The sequence below is a fragment of the Ammoniphilus soli genome, from assembly GCF_040813775.1.
Genome location: NZ_JBEGDL010000009.1, coordinates 86,632 through 112,840, shown reverse-complemented (window position 1 = coordinate 112,840; position 26,209 = coordinate 86,632). Strand labels below are relative to the sequence as shown.

The following is a 26,209-nucleotide window of genomic DNA, read 5'->3' as shown; positions in this document are numbered from 1 at the left end:
TTATGATATCTCACTCCTGATGCATGCGACGGTTTAAGCCATCCACGAGATAAGCATCTGTATAGTGAATAATTCTTTCCATAATTCTCTTCGCCTTCATGGTCTCAATGCCCCCTTTTGCCGAATGGGACAAGTGTTCTTCCAGCATGGCATAATCGTAGTTGGAGGAATAAAGCGTCGGCAGGTTTTCCGAAATCCGGTATTGCAGGATGGCCCCCAACACCTCATCTCTAGCCCAAGGGGATAAAGACTCCGCTCCAATATCATCTAAAATAAGAACAGGAACCTTCTTCAAAGCGTCAAGCTTATTCTGCAGAGAATGGTCCTGAAAAGAATCCTTAATCTCCCTGAAGAAATCGGGCGTATAGACCATAAGCGATGAAATCCCCCGACTGGATAATTTCCTTGCTGTAGCGGCCAAAAGATAACTTTTACCGACACCTAACGGACCATAGAGATAAATCCCCTTCATCTTTCGCTCTTTGCTTCCCGGCTCCACTTTAAGGCAAAATTCCATAAGCCCGCGGAAAGCTTCAAATCTTTGAGGATCTTGAACAAAGTGCTGAAAACTGGCAGCCAGCACATCCTTTGGTATATAATGGGATTTAATTAAGTTCTCTCTGCGTCTTTGCTCTAAATAATGGTTCCACTTCGAACAAGGGGTATGGACAGTTTCAATGTAGGATGCTGTTTTCGTCAATATAGCCCGATGACCTTTAATCAGATTAGGGCAGCCATTCAATTCTGTACAGCGTTGGCAATGCCCTTGTTCCTGTATCGCTTGGTCAAGCTTTACCATGGAACGCTCCAGCATATCCATTGTCACTTCTGGGTGATCCTGGCAGAACTCCATCACGAGAGGATGATTTATTATACTTTCCTTCAGCTCATCTAGGGAAGGCAGACCAAATGGCTGTTTCCATTTCATACTCGACAGGGTTTGTTTTATCGATTCCATCTTAACCCTCCCTTAATCTATTTCTCCTAAAGCCTTCAATAAATCACGGGCTTGCTTTTTCTGCTCTTCATCCAGTTCTTCTGAATGCTTAGGGGTCTCCTTTATTTGCCTAACAACCCACTCAGGCAAATCATCCTTCTTGGCATTCGGCGTCGTTCGTCTTGAGCCTGAAGCATTGAAAGCCCGCGTATCCTGCTTAGGGCTTCTTGGTTTCAAGTCTTGGTAAAGCTGCTTCGCCTGTTCTAGTGCCTGGTCTACCGTTTGAATCCGAAGCCTTTTCCAGTGAGTCGCAATTTTATAAATCAGAGCCGGAGGCAACTGCTTGTTGTTTGTAAGCATCACGTATTCCAGCAAAACATTAATTACACCTGGCTGAAGCTGGTAGTTTCGGGCCAGCTCATCGACAATTTTCATGTCAGCAGGCGATACCTTCCCTCCCCCTTGATACTGCTCCAATAAAGAGATGGGAGACAACCGGGCCAGCGCTTCTCGATGCTCATCTTCGATCGTTGGCTTCGAGGTTAAAGCAGGATGGGCTGCTTCACTGCCTGAAGGTTTCAATGGCTTGGATTGTACCTCAGGCAGTTGCCCGTTATGATTCGAGGTATACCATTCCTTAGCCAGCTTTCTCAAGCGTTCTGCATCTATTTCATTATCGTCTGTATAGATAAAAGGATCCTGGAGAAAATAAGAAAGTTGCATGTCATGCAACTGGTAGTAGAATACTAATTCCTTTAGAATTTCTCTTTGCTCTTTGCTAAATTTCCTATGTTGGACAGACTTCGGCAAAGACGCCTCCAGAAACGCAAAATCAGGCTCTACCTGATTATAATGAATTTGCCGGCGGGGCTCTACCCTGTCAGCATCCGGCACCGGATAGCTTGACTCCATCTGGTGAAGGAATTGCTCGGTCTCAGATCCAGGAATAATCCGAATTTCGGATGAAGATATACTATGGAAGACCTCATCAAAGCTCTTCGTGATTTCACTTCTGATTCCCTTAACCCCTTCATGGCGGGGAGGTCCAACCAGCCTTTTTCTTAAATGCTCATACTTCACTTTACCCACTCGATTAAGAAGGATAATGCTTAGCATGTCATCTCCAAAAAATGCAGAGGGACTCATCGGGGGCTGCAAAATATATTCATAATTTCGGTTCCCTTGCTCGTCCTCCACTTTAAGAGTTCGGAGCAAACCCACAGCTTCTAGGCATTCCCTAGCCTTTAGGATCTGATTAAGGGATAGTCCCATTAAACTCATCAGGCCCCTATGACTACTCCAAGGTGATTCTTTAGCCTGCAATATCCACTCATGGTATAAGGTTATATACAAGCTAACGGAGTGCGGCCCGATCAAAGGTTGGTAAAGCTGCGTAATAGTCCCCAACTCAAATGAACTCATCTCGCCGGTCGTATTAATTGAGTATATGTCACCAGGAACAATTTCCTTCCAAGCAAACGCCATTGATCGAAAACTCCCTTATCACATGATCTCCTCATTATATCATTGGCTCACCGATTCACCTATACGAAATAATTTCAAGGAAGGGGTTTACTCTTGTTATAGCTTAGAAGCTCTTCCAATTCTTTAATAAATACGTTGATATCTTTAAACTGACGGTACACCGAAGCGAAACGAACATAGGCCACCTCATCCACCTCGTAAAGAGCCTTCATCACCCATTCGCCAATCTCTTGGCTTGGTATCTCCACTTTTCCTGATCCTCTTAACTCCTGTCCAATTTTATCTACGATCTTTTCCAGCGTATCCAAAGGGACTGGCCGCTTTTCACAGGCTCTGACAATTCCTCTCAATATCTTTTCTCTGCTGAATTCTTCCCGTGCTCCATCCTTTTTCACAACTAGCAACGGTGTCTCTTCTACCGTTTCAAAGGTCGTAAAGCGGTGACTGCATGCTTCACATTCTCGTCTTCGACGAATGGACTTGCCTTCATTCACCGGCCTCGAATCCAACACGCGAGTCCCGTTATGCTGACACAGCGGACAACGCATGACTATCACTCCCTAATTGTTTATCCTTAGTGTTATTTTAACATAAACGGAAACAAAAAAAGAAAGGCTTATGTTCTTCCTCTCCCCAGTATGAAAAAAAGCCCAACCGAAGTCGGGCTTTTCGTTTTATTATTGAATCAATTTTTTCGCAGCTTCATATTGATCAGCAGGAAGCGGAATGTATCCTACTGCCTCAGACATAGCTGCAGCATTATCAAGATAATATTGAGTGAAAGCTTTTACTTCAGGCTTTTCAGCTAGTGCCTTGCTGCTAGCATAGATATAAAGGTAACGGGACAACGGCTTGTAAGATCCATTATTGATGGTTTCCATTGTTGGTTCAACTGCTGGTGCATCTGCAGTTTCCTTTATAGGTACAGCCTTCATTTTATCTTGATTTTCAGCATAGTAAGCAAAACCAAAGTATCCAAGAGCGTTCTTATCACCAGTTACTCCTTGCACAAGCACGTTGTCGTCCTCAGAAGCCGTATAGTCAGAGCGGCTGGCTCCCTCTTCGCCGTTTACTGTTTCAGTAAAGTATCCGAATGTACCGGAATCTGTTCCTGGTCCATATAATTTGATTTCTTCAGCAGGCCATCCTTCACGTACTTCCGCCCAAGTCTTCACATTGCTTTCAGGCGCCCAAATTTTATTCAACTCTTCAACAGTCAAATAGTCAACGAAATCATTTTGCGGGTTTACAACTACAGTGATACCGTCAAATGCTACAGGAAGCTCGATTGCTTCAAATCCTTTAGCTTTAATTTCTTCTACTTCTTTATCCTTAATTTTACGGGAAGCATCATTGATATCTGTCTCCCCTGGAATAAATTTCTTAAATCCGCCACTCGTTCCGGAAACCCCAACAGTTACACGGACATCTGGATTAGCGGCTTGAAACTCTTCCGCTACCGCTTCAGTAATGGGGAATACGGTAGAAGAGCCATCTATTAGTACTGTGCCGCTAAGCTTGCTGTCTGCAGCCGGTTGTTCTGCAGGCTTGTCTGTTGCAGGCTGTTCAGCAGCACCTGGTTGTTGAGTTCCACCGCATCCAGTCATAACGGTTACAGCCAGTAATAATGATGACATTAAGAATCCTGATTTTTTTAGAAGTTTCACGATGTATACCCTCCACTTTTTTTAAGTAGTTTTTTCTATCTTTCCCTCACAAGATTTATATTAACAACTTTTTATTGAGGGATTATGTGAAAAACGTTAAGAAAATGTTAAGGTCGCATATTATCTTCCCCCCTTGTTTCTTTAACTAAAAAAGCAGAAGATACATCCCCAGATGCACTTCTGCTTTTTTGTGTTTTATCCAAAACGCCCCATTACATAATCCTCAGTTCTCTTATCCGAAGGATTAGTAAATAGCTTATCCGTATCTTCAAACTCCACGAGCTCTCCCGTTAACATAAAAGCCGTCTTATCGGAGGAACGAGCGGCTTGCTGCATATTGTGAGTGACAATGACAATGCTAAACTTTTGCTTTAAATCATGCAGAAGCTCTTCAATCTTCATCGTAGAAATAGGATCAAGTGCTGAAGTCGGTTCGTCCATTAGAATGACATCCGGTTCTACTGCAATACACCGGGCAATGCACAGCCTCTGTTGCTGGCCGCCAGACAGGCCGCTGGCAGGTTCGTGCACACGATCTTTTACTTCATCCCATAAAGCAACGCTTTTCAAGCTTCTTTCTACAATTTCATCAAGTTCAGACTTTTTATTATTTCCATGAATTCTTTGCCCAAAAATGACATTTTCATAGATCGATTTTGGAAAGGGATTCGGCTTCTGAAAAACCATTCCTACCGTTGTCCGAAGTTGTTCAAGGTTAATGTCGCGATCATAGATATTGATCCCTTGGTAATTGATCTTTCCTTCGACCCGAACACTGGGAACTAGATCGACCATGCGATTAAGGGTTTTAAGAAGGGTTGACTTTCCGCAGCCTGATGGACCAATGATAGCCGTTACTTCGTTTTTCTTTATATCCATATTAATGTTTTTCAGGGCATGATCCTCTCCATACCACAAATTCAGGTTTTCGATATTGAATGCAAACTGGTTTGTTGCTATCATTTGAATCCTCCTGCTAATCCATCTTTTTCTGGAACTTATTTCGTATAAGAACTGCTATAGCATTCATCGTTAACAAAACCACCAACAATACTATGATGCCACCGGCTGCTAATGTATGAAAAGCTTCTTGTGGTCTTGAAACCCAGTTATAGATTTGAATTGGCAAGACAGTGAAGGGATCCATGACACTTTGTGGTGTAAATGCAATAAACGCTGCTGCTCCCACTACAACCAAAGGAGCCGTTTCCCCCACGGCACGAGAAAGGGCAAGAATGTTCCCAGTGATGACTCCTGGCAAAGCGGAAGGCAGGATGACACGAACAATGGTCTGCCATTTCGTAGCCCCCAAGGCAAAGGATGCATGGCGCAATGAATCTGGCACACTGCGAAGCGCCTCTTGGGAAGCGACTATGATAACCGGCAAAATCAGCAGCGTCATGGTCAACGCCCCAGCAAACACACTTCTTTCCAAAGCAAACATCCGGACGAAAATGGTCAATCCTAGCAAACCGTAAACAATCGATGGAACCCCGGCCAAGTTTGAGATATTCATTTGGATGAATCTTGTTATCCAATTTTTCTTTGCATACTCTTCCAAATATAAGGCTGTCCCTACTCCAAGTATAAAAGCCATCGGCGCCGTTAGCCCAATCACCCACAGCGTTCCGAATAATGCTGCTTTTATTCCAGCCTTTTCAGCAAATCGAGATGGGAAACTATTCAAAAAGGTGGAGTTGATCGCTCCCGCTCCGTCCATCAAAACATCAGAAATCAATATCACTAACACGATAACCCCAAACATGGTAGCTGCCGTGAATAATGCCTTATAGCTTTTATCTTTGCGTTTTCTTGCCGCTATTTGTTTGTTCTCAGTAAAGGTAGCTTTCATGGTTTAATACTCCTCTCTGTATTTACGAGAGATAAACTGGGCAAGCAAGTTCATGATAAGCGTCATTACAAACAAGGTAGCCCCAACTGCATAAAGCGATAAATATTCCACAGACCCAAACGGCGCGTCACCATGGCTGATCTGGACAATATAAGCTGTCATCGTTTGTATACTTTCCAGTGGATTGAGTGCCATCTTTGGTGTAGCACCTGCCGCTAAAGTTACGATCATCGTTTCTCCAATAGCTCTAGACAAGGACAGGACAACCGAAGCTACGATTCCCGACAAAGCAGCTGGAACAACCACTTTGAGAGAAGTTTCGAGCTTAGTAGCACCTAATGCCAAGGCACCTTCGCGCAAAGCTCGGGGTACAGCGGTCATGGCATCTTCACTGAGAGAAGCTACCATAGGAATGATCATAATACCTACAACGATTCCCGCACTCAAAGCATTGAAGAAGTCAGTTTCTGGCAGGAAAAATCGAATGAACGGGGTAACCAGAGTAAGGGCAAAAAATCCATAAACAATTGTAGGAATACCAGCAAGAATCTCTAGAACAGGTTTTACTATACGTCTTACTTTATCCGGTGCATATTCGCTCAAATATATGGCACTGGCCAAACCAATGGGCACGGCAACCAAGCTTGCGATGAGCGTAATTAATAAGGTTCCTGAAATTAAAGGAAGAATGCCAAAGTGTTGCGGCCTGAATAAAGGAGCCCACTCTAGCCCTGTAAAAAACTCAACAATGCTGACTATTTTAAAGAAGTTAATGGTTTCAAATAATAAAGTGAATATAATTCCTATCGTAGTAAGCACGGATACCAACGCGCACAAGAATAACAAAGCCGGTACAATCCTTTCACTGATGGGCGGCTTCTTTTTCATGTTCGAAGTGCGATCAGAAGTACGTTCCGAAGCTTGGGACCCAGAGACTTTAGTCTTATCCTCGTCTGACACTGAGGCTTCCTTAGTCCTCGCCAATTCTAACACGTAGTTTCCTCCTTTTAATTAAACGACCTAGTAAAATCTATGATGTATGTATCGGACACTCAATAAACCATTCTATAGAAGGATTATTGAATTAACTTTAAGGCATTGTAAATTTTATGTTAAGATTTTCGACAGGTACTTGTTTTTTTCGACATTGATTCAAATAAGGAACCGCCTTGACCAACAAGGCGATTCCTTGCTTCTATACGCGCGTTAATTCTTTGGAAGGTGCACTCACTAGCTTAGGCAATGGACCTTGTCCACGCGGAATTTCCATGCTGTCTATCGTTTTGGCCTCCAGATACTCTGCAATGGCCTGTGCGGCAACATTCGGGTCAATTGTCTCCCCACACGTATAAACATCTACACTGGCATAGCCATGTTCAGGAAAGGTGTGGATCGTTAAATGGGATTCGGAGATGACAACAACACCGCTAATCCCCTGAGGGTTGAATTTATGAAAAGTAACTTCTCGGATATCCGCTCCTGCTTCAAGTGCGGCGTCCACCATCACTTTTTCAGTCATTTCCAGGTTATCTAACATATTCGGATTACATCCCCATAACTCCGCGATGACGTGTCTTCCTAGCGTCTCCATGGAATAATGCTCTTCTTGATTCATGAGTATCCCCCCTTTGACCTTGATCTTATCGTCTCCTACTTTGTGGATTTCATTCAGTGATCTCACCCAAACAAAAAAGCTGTCCAATTGGCTATATACGCCAAATCGACAGCTTTTACGTGTATTATACAGTCACTTGTTGCTTTTTCTTTTCATTCACAGCTTGGGATACATGCTTCACTAGATCTAACACACGACAAGAGTAACCCCACTCATTATCGTACCAGATCAATACTTTAATCTGCTTGTCATTCATCACCATGGTGGATAGCCCATCAACAATAGAGGAGTGCTCGTTGCCATTAAAATCACTGGATACTAAAGGCGCTTCTGTATATTCAATGTATTTGCTCATGGAGCCTTCTGCTGCCTCTTTTAGCACCCGATTGACTTCATCAAGGGTCACGGACTTCTTCACGTTAACAACAAGATCCACAATGGATACATTGGGAGTCGGCACCCGTAGCGCTAGACCATTGAGCTTTCCTTGCAGATGAGGAAGAACTTTACCGACAGCCTTTGCTGCACCTGTAGAAGTCGGTATAATGGCTTGCGCGCAAGCACGGGCTCTTCTCAAATCTTTATGAGGGTTATCTAGGTTTTTTTGGTCATTGGTATAAGAATGGACTGTCGTCATCATGCCATACTCAATCTCAAAGGCTTCATCCAATACTTTTGCTACTGGAGCCAAACAGTTCGTTGTGCATGAAGCATTCGACACGATTGTATGCGCATTATAGTCAAAATCGTTCTCATTGACACCCATTACGATCGTAATATCTTCATTTTTCCCTGGTGCTGTAATGACAACTTTTTTCGCGCCAGCAGCGATGTGCTTGCTTGCACCTTCTTTGTCTATGAATTTACCAGTAGCTTCCACTACAACTTCTACACCAAGTTCACCCCAAGGGAGATGGCTTGGATCTCTATCGCTTAATAGTTTAGTTTCTTTTCCGTTCACAATGATAGCATTATCTTTTACTTCAATTTGATCCGAAATCGTTCCATGAATTGTGTCATACTTTATAAGATGGGCTAGGGTTTCTGCAGGGTAACTGGCGTTAATCGCCACTACTTCAATATTAGGGTCAGAGATGGCCTTGCGAAACACCATCCTGCCAATTCGTCCAAATCCATTTATCCCTATTTTCGTAATCATAAATCAGTTCCCCTTCCACATTTATCACACACTATTTCTCTTATTTATTATAATAAGTATGACACATTTTTCAATCGGTTAATACAAAATAATATAATTTAGAATTTTCAGGCTAGTACACAAAGAAAAAGGCTTACTTAATTTTTAAGCAGCCCTATTGATATACATCCCTATACTTTCCATAAAAATATAAAACGCGTTGAACATAGTGTCTAGTTTCCCCAAAAGGAATGTGACTTATGTTCTGATAGGTTCCATCCCAGTAATCTTCACGAAGCCACCTCTCAACGTTTCCCGGTCCAGCATTGTAAGAAGCAATGACAGCATAATGATTTCGATGAAACTTTTTCTCTAGAAAAGCAATATACCATGAACCAATCTGAATATTTACTTCAGGGTCGTCCAAACGTTGAATATAGTCCTTTGGCATTCGGGCCTGCTCAATGACCCAAGTCGCCGTTTCCGGCATAATTTGCATAAGCCCTGTTGCCCCTTTGTTGGATATGCGCTGATGCTTAAAGTTGCTTTCTATTTGAATGATCGCATAAACCAAATAAGGATCTACGTCGTGTTTTTCCGTTGCAGCATCCACCAGTTCCTCATAGTGAATAGGATATATTGCCTTCCAAAAAAGCGGACTGTTCAATAAATAAAACAAGACAAGCAGAAGGACTATCAAGGTAAACTTACGGTTTAATTTTAATTCCATAATTCCTATTCCTTGGCTAATTTAAAAAATAACGATTCAACCTGTTCCCTTGTTTTTTCTAGAGACCCGCTGTTATCGATGATAAAATCAGCCCATTTCTTTTTATCCTCTATAGGCAACTGCGAGTCAATCCGTCTTTGCGCGTCCTCAGCCGTCAGTTGATCCCTCTCCATTAACCTTTTTAATTGTTCTGCAGGAGGAACATAAACAACAATAACGGCCTCAACGGTGTGCTTCTGTTCGGATTCAAAGAGCAGCGGTATATCCATGATGATTAAAGGGGGATGAATTTGTTTTGCCTCTTCTTTTTTTTCGTTCATTCTTGTCCGAATAAGGGGGTGAAGAATAGCATTTAAATCAGCAAGGGCATTTTTATCCTTAAATACAATGTCTCCTAGGGCCTTTCGATTCAGCTCCCCATTTTCATGAAGGATCTGAGGTCCGAAGCGATGAATAATCGCCTCATGACCTTTTTCCCCAGGCTCTACCACTTCTCGAGCTACTTGATCTGCATCTATAATCACACACCCTAATTGTGCAAACATCTTTGCGACGGTGCTCTTCCCGCATGCAATTCCACCCGTTAATCCCACGATCATGAAAATCTGTCCTTTCATTGCGTTACCATATTTTTGATAGACCAAATATTATTAAAATCACTCCTGGGATAAAGGACATCCGCTTGACCCATTGGATATTGGAGTAAAGAAACCCCAACCTTAATCCAATTAAGATGAATATGGTACATAAGACGGAAAAGAGCAAAGCTGTCAGCCATGGCGAATAACCCATTAGTGCCGCCCCTATCCCTGCTCCGAAACCATCCAAAGATAAGGCTACCCCTAATAAGGCGGCTTCTGCTCCGGTGATAGTGCCGGAACGGTCAACGTCGGCCGCTGTTGGCTTCTTCAGAATATGAATGACTAAGCCTAGCGTTTTAATCTCAATTTTCAAGACGGGCAACGGCTCCGTTGTTTCCATTGCCTCTTCTGAAGCGGCTGAACTCAAAGGGATCTCTGATTGACTGGTTTCCCGATTATGGTACAAGTTAAAAATCGCCCAGCATCCAATACCGATTAAAATGATGGCCCCTATAATGTTCGCGGTTTCCATGCTAATAAATCCCGACAGCCATTTTCCAAGCTGCATGGAAAGCAACACCAAAACCGCTGAACAGCCTGTGATAATGAATATGGAAAAAATGGGGATCTTTATTTTTCGCAAGCCATAACTAATCCCTACTCCAAAACTATCCAGACTCACTGCAAAAGCCAAAGCAAATAGGGATAAATACTCCATTTGCACGTCTTCCCTCCTTCATCATAGCTGTATATAACCATGATATGGAAAAGAAGATAGGCTGTGCCTATGAATCTTTTTTTGGTCGTTTCTGGCACCTAGGACAATAATGTGTTCCTCGGCCACCGACTACGATTTTTAATAATTCCTTCCCGCAGCGAAGACAAGGGGAACCGTTTCGCCCATAAGCTTTCAACTGCTGCTGGAACATCCCCATTTCCCCTTGTCCATTAACATAGGATTTGATGGAGCTTCCCCCTTGCTCAACCGCTTGGGCTAAGGTTTCCCTGATTGCGCGATAGAGCTCCGGAATTTTCCGGGGTGACAGCTGGTCAGCTTCGGTTTCCGGATGAATCTTGGCTTCATAAAGGGCTTCATCCACATAGATATTCCCAAGCCCTACCATAAATTCCTGATTAAGCAGCAGGGGCTTAATTTTCGTCTTTTTTCCTTTGAGTATTCTCTTGAAAAGATCTAAAGTGAACCCAGGATCTAAAGGTTCCGGACCTAGTTTGCTCAATGGCGGGTGGGCCTCTTCTTCTCCCCTCGGCCATATTTCCATAGTTCCAAATTGGCGAACATCCCGATAACGCAGTTCTGTGCCGTCTGTAAAATGAAAGATGACATGGGTATGCTTTTCTATAGGTTCTTCATGATCATACAAACCATACCTGCCTTCCATCCGCAAATGCGAGACCAGTACAATATCCTGCATGACGATTTTTAGGAATTTGCCTCTGCGGAGCACATCCTCAATGACCTGTCCTTCCAGCAGCAATGAAAACTCCAAAATCTCTTGTGGCTTACGGATTATTCGCGGCAAGAATACGCTGACGTTACGGATCTTCTTTCCAGACACCAATGTCTTTAATGTCCGTCGAACCGTCTCCACCTCTGGAAGCTCAGGCATCTTAGTCCCTCCTATTTGGCATCATACCATGTTTCCCCATCGCTAACATCCGCTTCTAGCGGAACGCTCAGCTCCATCGCTTGCTCCATCACTTCTGGCACCAACGCTCTCATCTGTTCCAGTTCTTCCTTTGGCACCTCAAATACCAATTCATCGTGAACTTGCAATAGCATCCTGCTTTTTAGCCCTTTCTCCTTCAATACGGAACCCATTTTCACCATAGCTAGCTTGATGATATCGGCAGCGGTTCCTTGAATAGGGGTATTCATAGCCGTTCGTTCAGCAAAGCTCCTTAAATTAAAGTTGCTATGGTTAATTTCAGGAAGAAAACGCCTGCGGTTTAAGAGGGTAGTCACAAAGCCGTCCTTCCTTGCTTTTAAGACAATATCCTCCATATACTGTTTAACCCCAGTAAACACTTCAAAATACCTTTCAATAAAGGATGCGGCTTCTTTACGCGTAATATTCAAATTCTGGGATAATCCGTAATCGCTGATTCCGTACACAATGCCAAAATTGACGGCCTTCGCCTGCCTTCTCATATCGGAAGTGACTTCCTCCCTGGATACGGCAAACACATCCATCGCCGTTTTCGTGTGAATGTCCGCTCCTTGCAAAAACGCCTCTTTTAGGTTTTCATCGTCGGCGATGTGGGCCAATACACGCAACTCAATTTGCGAATAGTCCGCAGCTAATATGACCCAGTCTTGTTCTGATGGAATGAAAGCCTGACGAATCCTTTTTCCCTCTTCCAATCGGATGGGAATATTCTGCAGGTTCGGTTCGGTACTGCTCAATCTGCCCGTAGCTGTTGTGGCTTGATTATAGGAGGTATGAATTTTTCCGGTTTTCGGATTCACTTCCTTCATCAGCCCTTCAATATAAGTAGAATATAATTTACCCAATTGGCGGAAGTGAAGAATTTTTGGAATAATCTCATGCCGGTCCTGCAGCTTTTCCAAGACATCGGCATTGGTGGAATATCCCGTCTTGGTCTTTTTGATGACCGGAAGCTGCAGCTTATCGAAAAGGATATCCCCTAACTGCTTAGGAGAATTGATGTTAAACTCCTCTCCGGCAAGAAGGTGTATCTCCTGGGTCAATTGCTGAAGCTGCCTGTCCAGCTCTTTGCCCATAGCGGCAAGCTTCTCTTTATCTACCGTGATCCCCGTCAGCTCCATTTCCGAAAGAACAAGGGATAAGGGTAATTCCAGGCTATAGAATAAAGAGCTCATTTGATTTTCTTCAATCTTATCACGCAGTTTCTCCCAGCTTCTCTGTACGGCTAAAGACCTGCGCGAAATGAGCTCGGCTTCCTCCTCAGCAGATAGCGTGGCCTTTTTACCCGATGTCTTTTTGAAGATCAGATCGTCTGGAGGAAGGGACATCCCCGTTGATCGGCGAGCTACCTCACTTAAGCTAAAATCCGTCTCGGATGGGTTAAGCAAATAGGAGGCAAGCTTGAGGTCAAATTCGACTCCACGCAGGTCAAGCCCATGCCACTTAAGGGAAACCATTGCCCTTTTAACATCATGAATAACCTTTGGACTATCCCCTTGCAGCCAATCTAGAAGAGCAGGCCATTGTTCCATCATCAAAGCCGAAACATAAAAGCTTTCCCCTTTACCTGTAACGCCCATCCCTACAATTGCGCTTCTGTGATAATTCTCGCCATCTAGTTCTATATGCAGCGCACAAATCTCCTTTAAATGCGGTTCAAAGGACTCCATATTTTCTGGGCTTACAAGAGTATACTCGAATTCCTCCTCTGCAATCCCTACGGTTTCTTCCGCATCTAACCGTTCAATTAAGGATTTGAATTCAAACTTTTTGAATACTTCAAGTACCTTCTTCGAATCAAAGTCCGTATACTCCGTTGTATGCAAATCAATTTCGAGAGGAGCGCTTCTTAATATCGTCGCCAATTCCTTGCTTTTGCGGGCGTCTTCCTGGTGCTCCAGGATTTTTTCTTTTAATTTCTTTCCTGATACCGATTCCGCATTATCTAATACGTTTTCAACCGTTCCAAATTCATGCAATAATTTTAATGCCGTTTTTTCTCCTACTCCTGGAATACCAGGGATATTATCTGATGCATCGCCCATTAAGCCTTTTAAGTCAATGATTTGAATCGGGGCTAAACCATACTTCTCTTTTATGCTTTCCGGCGTAAACCACTCTACTTCACTGATGCCTTTTCTTGTCAGCGCCACATGTATATGTTCAGAAACGAGCTGCAGCATATCTTTATCCCCCGTCACTACAACTGAAGGGATCCCTGCTTCATCGGCTTGCTTCGTAAGCGTTCCGATAATATCGTCTGCTTCATACCCTTCTAGTTCATAGCGGACGATACCAAAAGCATCAAGAAGTTCTTTCATATATGGAAATTGTTCAGAAAGTTCGCCTGGTGTCTTTTGTCTTCCGCCTTTATACTCTTGGTATTCTTGGTGGCGAAATACCACTTTACCGGCATCAAAAGCAACAAGCAGATGAGTTGGCTTTTGTTCTTCAAGAACTCTTAACAGCATAGTCGTAAACCCGTATACGGCATTCGTATGCATGCCCTTCGCATTGCTTAAAGGAGGCAGCGCGTAGAATGCCCGATTGGCGATACTATTCCCATCGATGACAACCAATTTCTTTTCCAACTAAGATTCCCCCCAGCATTGTTCCATTTCCTCATCTTAACATAGCGGAGTCAAGCTAGCAAAAGCCTGCTCCTGGTCCATCATTTCCCTTCCGAACAGCTATAAAAAGATGAAGAAAAAATGAAACTTATTGCCCAGACGCTCCGTATATAGTCATGTATAAAAAATGATGATGAAAGGGGATTAGATAAATGGATGATAAAAATGTGGTTCAATACCCTAACCCGCAAAATTTGTCCAAGGGAATCACAGGTATTGTTATTTTAGCTCTTTTAGTTCTTCTTGGATTCCAATCCTTTACGATCGTTGAAGCAGGTCATCGGGGGGTTGTTCTCCAATTGGGAGCTGTTCAGCCGAAAGTTTTAGAAGAAGGTTTGCACTTTAAAATTCCTTTTATCCAAACCGTTGTTCCGATTGAAGTGCGTGTTCAAAAAACGGAGTCTGCGCAGGTCTCTGCCTCCCGAGACATGCAAACCGTTTCCACTACGGTAGCCGTCAACTATCACTTGAGCCCTGAAGGAGTAAATTCCCTTTATCAAAGAGTAGGTCTAGAATATCAAAATCGCATTGTAGACCCCGCGATCGGGGAAGCATTAAAAGCGGTTACCGCGCAATATACTGCTGAAGAACTGATTTCTAAACGTTCCGAGGTCAGTACGAAAGTGAAAGAAGTATTGTCCAATAAGCTTGGGGTCTACAATATGCTATTGGATGAAATTAATATTACCGAATTCAAATTTTCAGAAGACTATAATCGTGCCATTGAGGCCAAACAGATCGCTGAGCAGCAAGCGCTCAAATCCAAATTGGACTTAGAACGAATTAAGATTGAAAAAGAACAAGAAATTACTCGAGCTCAAGCCCAAGCAGAAGCTCTAAGATTGCAGAAACAAGAAGTTACTCCAGAACTTATTCAATTGCGTCAGATTGAAGCCCAATTAGAAGCCATCAAAAAATGGGATGGGAAGATGCCAAATGTAACAGGGGGAGCAACGCCTTTTATTAATGTAGGACAATAGAGGCAACATAGTTAGAAACCAATAGCAGCCAATCAGGCTGCTATTTTTTAACCTAAATTTCAGCAAGATCTGAGCCAAATATGAAAATTTCCCAGGAAACTGTCGAATCAGCATGGGCTCTAGACATAATAACTGATGATTCATCACAAAAGGCATTACAACCCTTTAGGGTCGCAATACCTTTCGTCTTATTCTATAGATTTAACGCCCTAATCTCTCCCGTCTTCATATAAAGGATCCATTCACAAATATTCGTCACATGATCTGCGATGCGCTCTAGGTATTGAGCTACGAGCAAAAGATGACTTCCTTGATGAATATTGATGGGATCTTTTTTCATAACAGTGATGAGATCATCAAAAATAATGGTGTAAAACTTATCTACTTCATCATCCCGCTGAGCAATCCTAATGGCTTCCTCTTGATTCCCTGAAATATAAGCGTTTAATGAATCACGCACCATTTCCTTCACTATCTTTGCCATTTCCGGGATATCGATAAGAGGCTTAACGAACTTCTCACCCTTCAGACGAATAGCCGTTTTAGAGATACTTGCCGCATAGTCGCCCATTCTCTCCAGGTCAGCTGAAATCTTCAACATCGTCCCAATCCTTCTTAAATCCGAGCCTACTGGCTGTTGTAAAGCTATTGTGCGAAAGCACCCTGTTTCGATTTCAAGTTCTAGTGAGTTTATCACTTCATCTTGTTTAATAACATGTCTTGCAAGGATATCATTTTTATCCACCAATGATTTGACGGATATGAATATGCTCTCTTCCACTAGTGCTGCCATAGATAAAAGAGTTCTATGCAAACGCTCAAGATGCTGATCAAAAGATTGCCTTCTCACTCCTCGTCATCCCCTCGGTCATAAGAAATCGCCAAAATCTTTGCCATAGGCAACATATTATAAGAAAATTGTTGAGGAGACATTAACACAGTATTGGTTTTATATTAAGGTTTGCTTTTTTGGTAGACAAAGCGTAAAATTAGTGCCTTTTCCCTCTTGGCTTGATACCGTAATTTTACCATGATGGGATTCTACAAGATGCTTTACGATAGCTAAACCAAGACCTGTTCCGCCGGAGTTTCTCGCCCTCCCTTTATCTACCCGGTAAAACCGTTCAAAAATCCGGTGAATTTCACTTTCCGGTATACCGATGCCGTTATCTATTACAGAAAGCTGAATCGAATCTTTAAAATCTTCAATGTTGAAAAGAATGGTACCATCGTCAGGAGTGTAAGTAATCGCATTATCAAATAAATTAATGATTATTTGCTGTAAACGATCCCGGTCGCCTTCCACTATTAAGTGCTTAATTTTAGGCATTTGTACATGAATTCGCTTAGCGGTTATCTTTTCTTGGAGATTTTGGTTGATCATTGTTAATAAATCAGCGAGATCCACTTCTTCCATTTGAAGCGGAAGCCGTTTTTGTTCGATTTTCGAAAGATCAAGAATATCATTGATCAATCGATGGAGCCTCTCGCTTTCCATATGAATGATACCAAGAAATTGCTTAAGGATATCTTTATCCTCCATCGCTCCATCCAGCAGTGTTTCAGCAAATCCTTTGATGGATGTAATGGGAGTCTTTAGCTCATGAGAAACATTAGCAACAAACTCGCTTCTCATTTTTTCTAGTCTTCGAATCGCAGTGATATCATGCAGAACCACCACAACCCCTTTTACTTCGCCATTATCGGTTGTATAAGGGGCTAAATTAGCATCCACTACCTTTTCATGAGGATAGTAAATATGAACCTCATCCCGAATCTTTTCTCCCGTGGCAAAACATCGGTCAATAAGCTGACTTAATCCAAAGTTTAGGCCAGCTTCAATATGCAGTTTTCCTACCCACGATTTTTCCGTATACCCAAGAAAACCCTCAATAGCGGAATTGACTAATAGAATTCGCCTCGATTCCCCGATCAGGATGACCCCGCTTACCATATTATTCAAAACGCCAAACAGCTTTTCCTCATTTTCCTTAATCTCTTTCATTTGAGACTCCAGACTGGAGGCCATGAAGTTGAGCGCGCTAGCCAGCTGTCCGACTTCACCCGCACCCTTGGTGCGGACGCGGCTTTCATATTTCTTCTGGGTAATTTTCCTGGCAACCGAAGTAATTTCCACAATCGGACTCGTTATATACCTGGATACCAAAAGACTGACAATAACCGTTAAAATCAGAGCAGCTCCCATCCCGAATGCTAAGCTCAACCATAGGTTATGAATGAAATCATTAATCTTCACAATGGGCAAAGAAAGTCGTACGATTCCTTGCGTGTTCCCTTCGGAGTAACCCATGACATGGGCAATATAAATCATATCTGTATTCAAAGTGTCACTGTACCTAACTGCGAGCCCGCTCCCGCTGTTCATGGCATCTCTGACTTCAGGGCGATTCAAGTGGTTATCCATTTGATCTGCACTAACCTCTGAATCGGATAATACTTTCCCTTTTGTATCCATAATGGTAATTCTTGCATTGCTTGCATCCGCAAAACGGTTCACCAAGGTTTGCAATTCTGCAGAAGAGAAATCTGAAAATTCCTTCTGTGACCGAATGGATGCGGATATAATGGTAGCTTCTCTTGATAGCCGATCTGATAAAGTTTCAATGTATACTTTTTCCATAAGGCCAGCAACGTAAAAACCTACAAGAAAAAGAATCAAGGCCATCATGGAAATAATGATTGAATTCAAGCGAAAACTGAAGGTTTGCATGTTACGCCTCGAATTTATAGCCTAAGCCGCGTACTGTCTTGATATGCTTGGGTTGCTTTGTATCCTCTTCAATTTTCTCCCGCAAGTGGGAAATATGCACGTCTACAATCCGAGAATCTCCAACATAATCATAGTTCCATACAGCATTTAACAACTGATCTCTTGTCATGACACGTCCTTGATTTTTAGCCAAGTATAATAAAAGTTCAAACTCCTTTGGCGTCAGTTCAAGTTTTTGATTATTGAGGGTGGCTTCATATTTTTCCGGGTAGATTTCTAAAGGTCCTAGACTGACAACTTGTTCTTCCTGCTGTTCTGCAGCAGGCACTGCGGCTTGTTTCGTTCTTCTTAGGATGGCTCTTACCCTTGCCACGACTTCGCGCGGACTAAAAGGCTTGGTCATGTAATCGTCAGCGCCTAGTTCTAAACCAAGGATTTTATCTAACTCTTCATCTTTTGCTGTTAACATAAGAATGGGCGTTGTATTTTTCTCCATTCTCAGGCTTTTGCATACTTCCATTCCATCCATACCTGGCAGCATAAGATCTAAAAGAATTAGATCAGGGAACTCCGTTCTTGCCAATTCAAGTCCTTCTATACCATCATGTGAAGTAATTACGGAATACCCCGCCTTTTCCAAGTTGAATTTCAACAAAGTTGAAATGGATAACTCATCTTCGATGACTAAGATTTTTTCCATTTTTAGTTTTCTCCTGTTATCTGAATTGTTCAATGTCTTCTAACACTTCATTAAACATCTGCAAGGATTCTTCGAGCAAGGCATCACCTGTCACTCGAAATTGATCATCTAAAAAATCATAGTACTTAAATAAGTGATCATAGGCTTCAATACGTTTATCTAAAGATGCGATAAGCTTTTCTCTAACCGGTTCCATCTCTTCCGGTATTTGTGCTTTTATAGCATCCTCTTTAATCGCCTCGCTAATCGAAACGCCATTCAATATGGTATTTTGGGCTTTCGTTTTCTTTACGCCCTCTTCTTCTACCTTCTGCCGAACCTCAGCTAAAACCTTTTGTCCATTTTCTGCTTCCTTCGCAGCTTCATCTACCATCGCAATAAACTCTTGCTTATATTGCTCGATCTCCTCGGGAGAGGCTTGCAAGAAGCTGCATCCTGAGAGCAAGAATAACACCATCAGCACCAAAATATGCAAATGCCTCTTAATCATGGTTACCTCCAATCCTTCCAGCTACCCTTTTATGATATCATACCCTTTGTAAATTAAATGTTAACCTATTGTAAAAAAAGCTTCGTTGAAGCATTTCAGGGTAGCCAGACCACCTTTAGAGGAAGCTTTTTATGCGTTTAAGAAAGTTTGTTCACTTTAGCACTTTTAGTGAACTTAAACTTTCTTAAACAGTAAAGATAAAAGCCCAGGAATCTCTCCTGGGCTTTTTAGCTTGATTGCTACTATTATCTTAAAATGGACATTACATTTCTAACAGAGTCAGCAGACTTATCAAGAGCTGCCTTTTCTTGTTCGGTCAATTCCAATTCTAGAACTTTTTCGATACCGTCTCCACCTAGAACAGTCGGTACGCCAAGGTAAAGATCATTATATCCATATTCGCCTTCCAAGTAAGCAACAGATGGCAAGATGCGTTTCTTATCTTTTAGGATAGCTTCAGCCATTTGTACAAGGGAAGCGGCAGGAGCGTAGTATGCACTTCCGTTTCCTAGAAGGTTGACGATTTCACCGCCGCCTTTACGCGTGCGTTCAACGATCGCCTCTAAGCGGTCAGCTGGAATTAATTTTTCTAGAGGAATTCCTCCAGCATAGGAGTAACGCACAAGCGGTACCATGTCATCGCCATGTCCACCTAGAACGAAACCGGAAACATCTTCAACAGAAACGTTTAGCTCTTGGGATACGAAAGTGTTAAAACGTGCAGTATCTAACACACCAGACTGCCCAATTACACGGTTTTTAGGGAATCCTGTTGTCTTATAGCAAACATATGTCATTGCGTCAACTGGGTTGCTCAATACGATGATATAGCTGTTTGGAGCATATTTCGCTACGTTTTCGGCAACAGACTTCATGATGCCGGCGTTTGTGTTAACTAAGTCATCGCGGCTCATGCCTGGCTTACGGGCAATACCTGCCGTAATGATAACCATATCTGCATCTTGGATATCTTCATAGCTGGAAGTACCGATGATGTTGGAATCAAAACCTTGAACCGGGCTAGCTTCCAGCATATCAAGCGCCTTACCCTTTGTTGGGTTCTCAAGCTGTGGAATGTCTACAAGCACAACATCCCCTAGTTCTTTTTGAGCTAACATCAAAGCCGTAGTCGCCCCTGTAAAACCAGCACCAATAACCGCAACTTTTCTACGTTTAAAAGCCATTTTCAGTTCCCTCCAATCAATTGAATTACATATTTTTAATTAATTCATCCCCGAATTCGGAAGCCTTCAACTCTGTAGCACCTTCCATCAAACGAGCGAAATCATAAGTGACTCGCTTGCTTTCAATGGTCTTCTCAATGGAATTGATGATCAGATCAGCAGCTTCTGTCCAGCCTAGGTGGCGAAGCATCATTTCACCCGAAAGGATAACAGAAGACGGATTCACTTTGTCTAAGCCAGCATATTTTGGTGCTGTACCATGAGTCGCTTCAAAGATCGCGTGTCCGGACACATAGTTTACATTGGCACCAGGAGCAATGCCAATTCCGCCTACTTGTGCAGCAAGTGCATCGGAAATATAGTCACCGTTTAAGTTTAAGGTAGCTACAACATCATATTCCGCAGGACGAGTAAGAATTTGCTGCAAGAAAGCATCAGCGATAACATCCTTCACGATTAGCTTACCAGCTGCTTCCGCATCGGATTGAGCCTTATTTGCAGCCTCTGTACCTTGCTCATCCTTAATGCGATCGTATTGTGCCCAAGTAAATACCTTATCGCCGAACTCAGCTTCAGCTACTTCATAGCCCCAGTTCTTAAATGCACCTTCCGTAAACTTCATGATGTTACCTTTGTGAACAAGGGTTACGCTCTTGCGATTGTTATCGATAGCATATTGGATAGCTGCACGAACAAGGCGGCTAGTCCCTTCTTTCGAAACCGGCTTAACTCCGATACCGGAAGTTTCAGGAAAACGGATTTTCTTTACGCCCATTTCATTTTGCAAGAAAGCAAGAACCTTTTTTACTTCCTCAGATCCTTCAGCCCATTCGATACCGGCATAGATATCTTCAGTATTTTCACGGAAGATTACCATGTCTGTCAGCTCAGGATGCTTTACAGGAGATGGCACACCTTCAAAGTACTGAACAGGACGAACGCAAGCATATAGATCCAATTCTTGGCGAAGCGCCACGTTAATGGAGCGGATTCCGCCTCCAACAGGAGTCGTTAATGGTCCTTTAATAGCAACCAAATATTCTGTGATTGCAGTCAAGGTATCTTGAGGCAACCATTCACCATAATTATTAAATGCCTTCTCACCAGCAAACACTTCATACCAAGCGATTTTTTTCTCGCCGTTATAAGCCTTCTCAACAGCTGCGTCAAGGACGCGAACGGAAGCGTTCCAAATATCTGGACCCGTACCATCCCCTTCGATAAAAGGAATGATGGGATTGTTAGGAACATTTAGTTTCCCGTTTTCTACCGTGATTTTCTCTCCACTTGTGGGCATCTCATAGCGTTGGAATAGTGACATGTTTACCCCTCCTAAATTATGTATACTCGTTAATGCATATCAAAGCATGGTGGACGAGACGAAAGACTCGAACACGATGGCTTTTGCGGAAGTAAAGAAATGCAGTTTCAGTTTCATAGGGTAAAACTTAGTTTCAAGCCCTCTATAATTATAGAATAATTCGCCACTTTTGTGAATGACTATCTGAAAAATTGACTAAAAAGGTTCATACCTTGAATAAAAAAAGCGGCAAGACCAGCTGCAATTAGGGGTCCTACAGGTATTCCTTTAAACAGCGACACAGCAAGAATCGTTCCAGCTACAATAGCAGTCGTAACGGTCGGGTTATCCTTTAAAAGGGAAATCCCGGGTATCGGAATAATAGCCGCTAAAATTCCTGCAAATAGGGCAATAATCCCTGCTGGCGATGAAAGCGATTGCCAGAGTTCCTGAAAGCCAATCGCCCCTGTAGCTATGGGTATCAGCACAGCGATCATCAGAATGGTGACTCCCCAGTTGATTCCATTCTTTTGGACAGTAGGAAAAACCATTTTATCCAAATGAAACAGCTTTATCGCAATAAGGACAGCTGCTGCAATTACAATGGATTGATTCTTTCCAATGATTCCAATCACTAATAATACTATGAGAAGGAGATAGGGCTGAATGGCCTGCATGCTCATCCTCTCCCCCTTTCTATTGTTTGCGGTAACCAAATATTGCTTTTTTAGCCTTTTTTATCATAACCTAATAATAGAATGATTGGAAAGACTTCAATTTTCCATTTTTGGACAAAATGGATATTAGATAGGGGGGCATGATATGGAATACAACTGGAAAACAAGCGTTTTCCAAATCATTCGTTTAGCCATCGTTGCTTTCTCAATATTAGCGGCAGTTTGGATATTAAATTTTGCCATACCCCTAATATACCCTTTTATTATTGGACTCATTATAGCGATCTTAATCAACCGTCCGGTCAACGCATTGGAGCGAAGGACGAGGCTTCCGCGATGGGCTGCTGTCGCTATTGTATTGTCCCTTCTCATCGTTATTGTTATTGGATCTTTCACTTTATTTATTACTCAGTTGGTTATAGAAATTACACACTTGATCGCGCTAATGCCGGTTTATATTCAGGAGGCAACAGACTATATAAATAAGTTTATAACTCAAGAGATTATTACTAATTTTTACGATAATCTCCAATTTTATTATAGTTCGTTAGATGAAAGCTACAAAGCTAAAATCGGAGAAAATATCGGGTTGGGCTTAACTAAGATTGCTGGTGCGGGAACTTATCTGGTGAATAGCTTACTTAATGGCCTTCAGAACTTCCTCACTTCCCTGCCTAACGCTGCAACGGTCCTTGTTATTTCCTTGCTTGCAGCCTTCTTTATCAGCAAAGACTTTTATTGTTTTAAGGAAAGAATCTCAGCTTGGTTACCGCAACTTTTCAAGGCAAGGCTTGCCATCGTTTTTAGCGATTTAAAAAAAGCTTTATTCGGATTTATTAAGGCTCAGGTTACGTTAGTTAGCATTACTGGGTTTATTGTGGTTATTGGATTGATTATTTTAAGGGTCGAATATGCCTTTACAATTGGCATTATTACAGGAATCCTGGATTTGCTCCCACTTTTGGGCACGGGATTTGTATTCGTCCCTTGGATTGTCTATTTATTTATTAAAGGAAATTTCAGCCTTGTTATTGGCTTATCGATTCTCTATGGAGTGGTCATTATTCAACGCCAGATTATGGAGCCAAAAATTGTGGCAGAAAATATAGGATTAGATCCTTTGATCACGCTGATCTCCCTCTTCGTTGGGTTGAAGCTATTGGGCGTCGCTGGATTAATTCTAGGTCCTGTCACTGTCGTTATCCTGAATGCCCTGATTAATGCACGTGTGTTTGAAGACATTTGGAAGTTTATTAAAGGAGAAACGGTAACTTAAGAAGGAGCCTGGAATAATCCAGACTCCTTTTTTTATTGTTGCCTCATTTGTTGAGCCTTTAGGTAGGGGCTGTCATTAATGTTATCCATTTCCGGATATGGTTCGTTATACCCGTTTATGCCAAGGGTTGGGTATCGCTGATTGGTGTAGTACTGATTTTGGTAGCCATCCGCAGGGATTGGCTCATGATCTAATGTTGTGGGTCCGTTATACCTGTTCGTATTTGCCCCACCATCGGCGTAGCCGCAGGCAGTTAGACTGCTTGCTGCAAGGAGGCAGAAGCAAAGGCTTTTCCAACGTTTGCGTATTGTGAACATCATGACTCACCTCCATAAGCTTAGTTTGCATAACAAGGGATGAGTCTATTTTGCTGGTTTCTGCCATTACTAAAATACGCTGAACCGTGTACATTATTAACGATAAAACACAAAGAGGTGAGTTCGAATATGACTGTAGGTACCAAAATCCAACAGACCCTAGCCAGTGCTGAAGGGGTTAAAGCAAATCTGACCTCTTTTGCCCTTGAAACCAATGATCAGGAAGCTAAACAAATGTATGGACAGCTAGCCCAGTCTATGGAGAGTATCGTAAGCAGCTTAAAAGCTAGGGCAAGCTATGTTGAACAGCAAGAGCCTCAATATAAGCAGCAATAAAACAACCTCTAGGGGGCTAATTTGCCCCCTCCTCACATACTTGCAATACTCTTCCAAAGCTGTTTTAATCTTTCTACTTCAACCAGGGCCAATGTCTTTTCCTCCTGCTTAACAAGTACAGCGAGTTGTGCAATGGACATATCCATCTCGGTCAAATCTCCAGAACTGGCGTTAAGGCTAATTCGTTTTCGTATGGATCCCCACCCCTCGGTCAACTGCTTAGACATCTGCGTGGCCTCTTTCCAATTTCCCAAGGAGATTTGTGTTTCTGCCTTTCTTATCCACTGCGAGATATTCTGCTGTTCATTGAAAGGTGCTTTAAAAGGATTTTGGCAAGCTGACAATAATCCAAACAGAACAAGAAAAATAAGAAGTCGCTTCAAGTTAATCACCTAATCTTTGACTTTTGACACGTAATTTTCCAGTTGACGAATCATTTTCTCCATTTGTTTTTTCATCTTTTGATATTCCTTCTTAGCCTTTTCACTCTCTGTTTGATAGCTGAATTGACTTAAATCAGCATGCAGTTGATAAAAGCGACTTAATACAGCCTCGTGTCCCGGATTTAAATTTTCTCGCCATTCATCTTTCCGATCCGCATAAAAGCGGCCACTACTTTCTAGTTGCGCCAGGAACACTTCTTTTTCATCCTTTATTCCCTGTTCCCTTAGCTTACCAGTAAGCCAGGCCTTGTCCATCCCCGCTTCCATTAATGCCTCCGTGTTGATTACCCCATCCTTAATCAAGGTGATAGAATTCGGCTCGCTACTCACAGGCAGATGGATATCGCTTGCCGTTAAGGGTCTCTTATTCGATTTAGGCATCACACTTAGCTGTCCATTGACTTCCAGAATTGCAAATTCCACATCAGCTACAGCAAAAATACTCTTCTGCCGCAGCAACATGAGCAACTGGTCTAAATCAATTCTTTCCCTTCTCAGGTTATGATCCACGATCCGACCGTTTCGTATAAGCACCCGTGGTTCACCCTCGATATACTTTCTCATCAACGGACTTTTTAATCCGAGCAAAGCCAACCCAATGGGGATGAGTGCCCAAACGGCCATCCCAATAACCCCATTCATGGATTGAATCTCTAGTTCAATGGACATAGCAGAAGCAATCGAGCCAATGGTTATTCCCACCAGATATTCAAAGACAGTCAGCTGGGACAGTTGCTGTTTACCTATTAGCCTTGTAAAAATAAAAAGTACAATAAAGGCTACTATTGAACGCATAAGAACTAAGCTTGTAATGGACATCGTCTCACCTTCCATTACTATATTTCCCCTCTCGCCTTAAAACTTTCCACAAAAAAAGAGGAAGCCCCTCTGTGAGACTTCCCCTACGATTCCATGCTTTCCATTAGCATGCGATAAAGCTCAGGCATTTTGGATCTTAAGTTAATGGGCTTAAGATCAGGTGTAGCAAAGACGTGCTGAGTCATTCCCTTAGCCAATAGCTGGCCATCCTTCTGACGGATTACTTGATATTGGAATGTTAGTCGCGCGCCCTTCACCTCGCTTACCGTGGTTTCAACGGTTAATTCATCTTCATATTTTGCGGATTGTATGTACTTGCATTGCACATCCAAGACTGGCAGCAATAATCCCATTTGTTCGAGATTGGAATAAGATATTCCGAGTTCCCTTATAAAATCTGTTCTGCCAATCTCAAACCATACGAGATAGTTCGCATGATAAACCACCTTCATTTGATCCGTTTCCTGATATCGCACCCTTAGCTTTGACTCTACTCTTCTAGGCACATCCCCACGCTCCTTTTCAATTTTTAAAAACTTCATTGAAGCATTTTAGGGTAGCCAGGCCACCCTTAGAGCTTCTTTAACAGTAAACAAGCCCATTCTCATGGATTGGGCTTGATCATTCGTTAAA

28 protein-coding genes are annotated in these 26,209 nt (G+C 42.5%); 3 read left to right on the top strand and 25 right to left on the bottom strand.

Going from position 1 to position 26,209, the window contains the following annotated elements; genetic code table 11:
* Positions 1 to 10 precede the first annotated feature (10 nt).
* From dnaI to polA, 14 genes are all read right to left on the bottom strand, one after another.
* On the bottom strand, positions 11 to 958 hold the full coding sequence (dnaI, locus tag ABLT31_RS18260) for a primosomal protein DnaI (RefSeq protein ID WP_367754207.1): 948 nt from the start codon (positions 956 to 958) through the stop codon (positions 11 to 13).
* Positions 959 to 970: 12 nt separating this feature from the next.
* Complete coding sequence (locus tag ABLT31_RS18255; RefSeq protein ID WP_367754204.1) at positions 971 to 2,422, bottom strand: replication initiation and membrane attachment family protein; 1,452 nt, start codon at positions 2,420 to 2,422, stop codon at positions 971 to 973.
* A 74-nt stretch (positions 2,423 to 2,496) separates the two neighbouring features.
* A complete protein-coding gene (gene nrdR / locus ABLT31_RS18250; protein ID WP_367754202.1) occupies positions 2,497 to 2,970 on the bottom strand; it encodes a transcriptional regulator NrdR in 474 nt (157 codons plus the stop codon).
* Between the two features lie 129 nt (positions 2,971 to 3,099).
* The gene (locus ABLT31_RS18245) at positions 3,100 to 4,089 is read right to left on the bottom strand and encodes a PstS family phosphate ABC transporter substrate-binding protein (protein WP_367754199.1); all 990 of its coding nucleotides are present in this window, start codon (positions 4,087 to 4,089) and stop codon (positions 3,100 to 3,102) included.
* A gap of 195 nt (positions 4,090 to 4,284) precedes the next feature.
* Entirely contained in the window at positions 4,285 to 5,052 is a 768-nt protein-coding gene (gene pstB, locus ABLT31_RS18240; protein WP_367754197.1) for a phosphate ABC transporter ATP-binding protein PstB, read from the bottom strand.
* Between the two features lie 13 nt (positions 5,053 to 5,065).
* Entirely contained in the window at positions 5,066 to 5,941 is an 876-nt protein-coding gene (gene pstA, locus ABLT31_RS18235) for a phosphate ABC transporter permease PstA (protein ID WP_367754195.1), read from the bottom strand.
* Between the two features lie 3 nt (positions 5,942 to 5,944).
* The gene (pstC, locus tag ABLT31_RS18230) at positions 5,945 to 6,829 is read right to left on the bottom strand and encodes a phosphate ABC transporter permease subunit PstC (protein ID WP_367754471.1); all 885 of its coding nucleotides are present in this window, start codon (positions 6,827 to 6,829) and stop codon (positions 5,945 to 5,947) included.
* Positions 6,830 to 7,136: 307 nt separating this feature from the next.
* Positions 7,137 to 7,532, bottom strand: coding sequence for an adenosylmethionine decarboxylase (speD, locus tag ABLT31_RS18225; RefSeq protein ID WP_367754469.1), 396 nt, complete (start codon positions 7,530 to 7,532; stop codon positions 7,137 to 7,139).
* 148 nt (positions 7,533 to 7,680) lie between these two features.
* Positions 7,681 to 8,715 (bottom strand): glyceraldehyde-3-phosphate dehydrogenase, encoded by a 1,035-nt coding sequence (locus ABLT31_RS18220; protein ID WP_367754193.1) that lies wholly within the window; start codon positions 8,713 to 8,715, stop codon positions 7,681 to 7,683.
* A gap of 154 nt (positions 8,716 to 8,869) precedes the next feature.
* Entirely contained in the window at positions 8,870 to 9,424 is a 555-nt protein-coding gene (locus ABLT31_RS18215; protein WP_367754191.1) for a lytic transglycosylase domain-containing protein, read from the bottom strand.
* A gap of 5 nt (positions 9,425 to 9,429) precedes the next feature.
* Positions 9,430 to 10,023 (bottom strand): dephospho-CoA kinase, encoded by a 594-nt coding sequence (gene coaE, locus ABLT31_RS18210; RefSeq protein WP_367754189.1) that lies wholly within the window; start codon positions 10,021 to 10,023, stop codon positions 9,430 to 9,432.
* Between the two features lie 22 nt (positions 10,024 to 10,045).
* The gene (gene ytaF / locus ABLT31_RS18205; protein ID WP_367754467.1) at positions 10,046 to 10,723 is read right to left on the bottom strand and encodes a sporulation membrane protein YtaF; all 678 of its coding nucleotides are present in this window, start codon (positions 10,721 to 10,723) and stop codon (positions 10,046 to 10,048) included.
* A gap of 67 nt (positions 10,724 to 10,790) precedes the next feature.
* A complete protein-coding gene (gene mutM / locus ABLT31_RS18200) occupies positions 10,791 to 11,633 on the bottom strand; it encodes a DNA-formamidopyrimidine glycosylase (RefSeq protein ID WP_367754187.1) in 843 nt (280 codons plus the stop codon).
* Positions 11,634 to 11,644: 11 nt separating this feature from the next.
* Positions 11,645 to 14,284, bottom strand: coding sequence for a DNA polymerase I (gene polA, locus ABLT31_RS18195; protein WP_367754184.1), 2,640 nt, complete (start codon positions 14,282 to 14,284; stop codon positions 11,645 to 11,647).
* A gap of 191 nt (positions 14,285 to 14,475) precedes the next feature.
* Here polA and ABLT31_RS18190 point away from each other — a divergent pair, with 191 nt between their 5' ends.
* Complete coding sequence (locus ABLT31_RS18190) at positions 14,476 to 15,303, top strand: prohibitin family protein (RefSeq protein WP_367754182.1); 828 nt, start codon at positions 14,476 to 14,478, stop codon at positions 15,301 to 15,303.
* Positions 15,304 to 15,496: 193 nt separating this feature from the next.
* Here the strand turns inward: ABLT31_RS18190 and phoU are convergent, their stop codons facing one another.
* The 7 genes from phoU to ABLT31_RS18155 all read right to left on the bottom strand — a co-directional run bounded on the left by phoU (position 15,497) and on the right by ABLT31_RS18155 (position 22,391).
* Positions 15,497 to 16,153, bottom strand: a complete 657-nt coding sequence (phoU, locus tag ABLT31_RS18185) for a phosphate signaling complex protein PhoU (protein WP_367754180.1) — start codon at positions 16,151 to 16,153, stop codon at positions 15,497 to 15,499.
* Positions 16,154 to 16,252: 99 nt separating this feature from the next.
* Complete coding sequence (gene pnpS, locus ABLT31_RS18180; protein WP_367754178.1) at positions 16,253 to 18,034, bottom strand: two-component system histidine kinase PnpS; 1,782 nt, start codon at positions 18,032 to 18,034, stop codon at positions 16,253 to 16,255.
* A 1-nt stretch (position 18,035) separates the two neighbouring features.
* The gene (locus tag ABLT31_RS18175; RefSeq protein ID WP_367754176.1) at positions 18,036 to 18,734 is read right to left on the bottom strand and encodes a winged helix-turn-helix domain-containing protein; all 699 of its coding nucleotides are present in this window, start codon (positions 18,732 to 18,734) and stop codon (positions 18,036 to 18,038) included.
* Between the two features lie 16 nt (positions 18,735 to 18,750).
* A complete protein-coding gene (locus ABLT31_RS18170; RefSeq protein ID WP_367754174.1) occupies positions 18,751 to 19,224 on the bottom strand; it encodes a hypothetical protein in 474 nt (157 codons plus the stop codon).
* A gap of 245 nt (positions 19,225 to 19,469) precedes the next feature.
* Entirely contained in the window at positions 19,470 to 20,408 is a 939-nt protein-coding gene (mdh, locus tag ABLT31_RS18165) for a malate dehydrogenase (RefSeq protein WP_367754172.1), read from the bottom strand.
* A gap of 25 nt (positions 20,409 to 20,433) precedes the next feature.
* Positions 20,434 to 21,729 (bottom strand): NADP-dependent isocitrate dehydrogenase, encoded by a 1,296-nt coding sequence (gene icd / locus ABLT31_RS18160; protein WP_367754170.1) that lies wholly within the window; start codon positions 21,727 to 21,729, stop codon positions 20,434 to 20,436.
* A gap of 179 nt (positions 21,730 to 21,908) precedes the next feature.
* The gene (locus ABLT31_RS18155; RefSeq protein ID WP_367754168.1) at positions 21,909 to 22,391 is read right to left on the bottom strand and encodes a DUF441 domain-containing protein; all 483 of its coding nucleotides are present in this window, start codon (positions 22,389 to 22,391) and stop codon (positions 21,909 to 21,911) included.
* A gap of 139 nt (positions 22,392 to 22,530) precedes the next feature.
* On the opposite strand from ABLT31_RS18155, the gene ytvI reads away from it, so the two are divergent.
* Complete coding sequence (gene ytvI / locus ABLT31_RS18150; protein WP_367754165.1) at positions 22,531 to 23,661, top strand: sporulation integral membrane protein YtvI; 1,131 nt, start codon at positions 22,531 to 22,533, stop codon at positions 23,659 to 23,661.
* A 32-nt stretch (positions 23,662 to 23,693) separates the two neighbouring features.
* Here the strand turns inward: ytvI and ABLT31_RS18145 are convergent, their stop codons facing one another.
* The gene (locus tag ABLT31_RS18145; RefSeq protein WP_367754163.1) at positions 23,694 to 23,981 is read right to left on the bottom strand and encodes a hypothetical protein; all 288 of its coding nucleotides are present in this window, start codon (positions 23,979 to 23,981) and stop codon (positions 23,694 to 23,696) included.
* 126 nt (positions 23,982 to 24,107) lie between these two features.
* On the opposite strand from ABLT31_RS18145, the gene ABLT31_RS18140 reads away from it, so the two are divergent.
* Positions 24,108 to 24,314, top strand: a complete 207-nt coding sequence (locus ABLT31_RS18140; RefSeq protein WP_367754161.1) for a DUF1657 domain-containing protein — start codon at positions 24,108 to 24,110, stop codon at positions 24,312 to 24,314.
* 32 nt (positions 24,315 to 24,346) lie between these two features.
* On the opposite strand, the gene ABLT31_RS18135 is transcribed toward ABLT31_RS18140, so the two are convergent.
* The 3 genes from ABLT31_RS18135 to ABLT31_RS18125 all read right to left on the bottom strand — a co-directional run bounded on the left by ABLT31_RS18135 (position 24,347) and on the right by ABLT31_RS18125 (position 26,118).
* A complete protein-coding gene (locus ABLT31_RS18135; protein WP_367754159.1) occupies positions 24,347 to 24,706 on the bottom strand; it encodes a DUF4363 family protein in 360 nt (119 codons plus the stop codon).
* Positions 24,707 to 25,591, bottom strand: coding sequence for a DUF421 domain-containing protein (locus ABLT31_RS18130; protein ID WP_367754157.1), 885 nt, complete (start codon positions 25,589 to 25,591; stop codon positions 24,707 to 24,709).
* 68 nt (positions 25,592 to 25,659) lie between these two features.
* On the bottom strand, positions 25,660 to 26,118 hold the full coding sequence (locus ABLT31_RS18125; protein WP_367754155.1) for an acyl-CoA thioesterase: 459 nt from the start codon (positions 26,116 to 26,118) through the stop codon (positions 25,660 to 25,662).
* Positions 26,119 to 26,209 lie beyond the last annotated feature (91 nt).

What these genes read in the sequence shown, in the direction of transcription:
- ABLT31_RS18170 (WP_367754174.1), bottom strand. Translation starts at nt 19,224, where the DNA reads ATGATTAAGAGGCATTTGCATATTTTGGTGCTGATGGTGTTATTCTTG.
- ABLT31_RS18220 (WP_367754193.1), bottom strand. Translation starts at nt 8,715, where the DNA reads ATGATTACGAAAATAGGGATAAATGGATTTGGACGAATTGGCAGGATG.
- pnpS (WP_367754178.1), bottom strand. Translation starts at nt 18,034, where the DNA reads ATGCAAACCTTCAGTTTTCGCTTGAATTCAATCATTATTTCCATGATG.
- ytaF (WP_367754467.1), bottom strand. Translation starts at nt 10,723, where the DNA reads ATGGAGTATTTATCCCTATTTGCTTTGGCTTTTGCAGTGAGTCTGGAT.
- ABLT31_RS18175 (WP_367754176.1), bottom strand. Translation starts at nt 18,734, where the DNA reads ATGGAAAAAATCTTAGTCATCGAAGATGAGTTATCCATTTCAACTTTG.
- pstA (WP_367754195.1), bottom strand. Translation starts at nt 5,941, where the DNA reads ATGAAAGCTACCTTTACTGAGAACAAACAAATAGCGGCAAGAAAACGC.
- dnaI (WP_367754207.1), bottom strand. Translation starts at nt 958, where the DNA reads ATGGAATCGATAAAACAAACCCTGTCGAGTATGAAATGGAAACAGCCA.
- pstC (WP_367754471.1), bottom strand. Translation starts at nt 6,829, where the DNA reads ATGAAAAAGAAGCCGCCCATCAGTGAAAGGATTGTACCGGCTTTGTTA.
- pstB (WP_367754197.1), bottom strand. Translation starts at nt 5,052, where the DNA reads ATGATAGCAACAAACCAGTTTGCATTCAATATCGAAAACCTGAATTTG.
- ABLT31_RS18255 (WP_367754204.1), bottom strand. Translation starts at nt 2,422, where the DNA reads ATGGCGTTTGCTTGGAAGGAAATTGTTCCTGGTGACATATACTCAATT.
- speD (WP_367754469.1), bottom strand. Translation starts at nt 7,532, where the DNA reads ATGGAGACGCTAGGAAGACACGTCATCGCGGAGTTATGGGGATGTAAT.
- ABLT31_RS18215 (WP_367754191.1), bottom strand. Translation starts at nt 9,424, where the DNA reads ATGGAATTAAAATTAAACCGTAAGTTTACCTTGATAGTCCTTCTGCTT.
- ytvI (WP_367754165.1), top strand. Translation starts at nt 22,531, where the DNA reads ATGGAATACAACTGGAAAACAAGCGTTTTCCAAATCATTCGTTTAGCC.
- ABLT31_RS18130 (WP_367754157.1), bottom strand. Translation starts at nt 25,591, where the DNA reads ATGGAAGGTGAGACGATGTCCATTACAAGCTTAGTTCTTATGCGTTCA.
- icd (WP_367754170.1), bottom strand. Translation starts at nt 21,729, where the DNA reads ATGTCACTATTCCAACGCTATGAGATGCCCACAAGTGGAGAGAAAATC.
- nrdR (WP_367754202.1), bottom strand. Translation starts at nt 2,970, where the DNA reads ATGCGTTGTCCGCTGTGTCAGCATAACGGGACTCGCGTGTTGGATTCG.
- mutM (WP_367754187.1), bottom strand. Translation starts at nt 11,633, where the DNA reads ATGCCTGAGCTTCCAGAGGTGGAGACGGTTCGACGGACATTAAAGACA.
- ABLT31_RS18190 (WP_367754182.1), top strand. Translation starts at nt 14,476, where the DNA reads ATGGATGATAAAAATGTGGTTCAATACCCTAACCCGCAAAATTTGTCC.
- ABLT31_RS18140 (WP_367754161.1), top strand. Translation starts at nt 24,108, where the DNA reads ATGACTGTAGGTACCAAAATCCAACAGACCCTAGCCAGTGCTGAAGGG.
- ABLT31_RS18125 (WP_367754155.1), bottom strand. Translation starts at nt 26,118, where the DNA reads ATGAAGTTTTTAAAAATTGAAAAGGAGCGTGGGGATGTGCCTAGAAGA.
- ABLT31_RS18155 (WP_367754168.1), bottom strand. Translation starts at nt 22,391, where the DNA reads ATGAGCATGCAGGCCATTCAGCCCTATCTCCTTCTCATAGTATTATTA.
- coaE (WP_367754189.1), bottom strand. Translation starts at nt 10,023, where the DNA reads ATGATCGTGGGATTAACGGGTGGAATTGCATGCGGGAAGAGCACCGTC.
- mdh (WP_367754172.1), bottom strand. Translation starts at nt 20,408, where the DNA reads ATGGCTTTTAAACGTAGAAAAGTTGCGGTTATTGGTGCTGGTTTTACA.
- ABLT31_RS18145 (WP_367754163.1), bottom strand. Translation starts at nt 23,981, where the DNA reads ATGATGTTCACAATACGCAAACGTTGGAAAAGCCTTTGCTTCTGCCTC.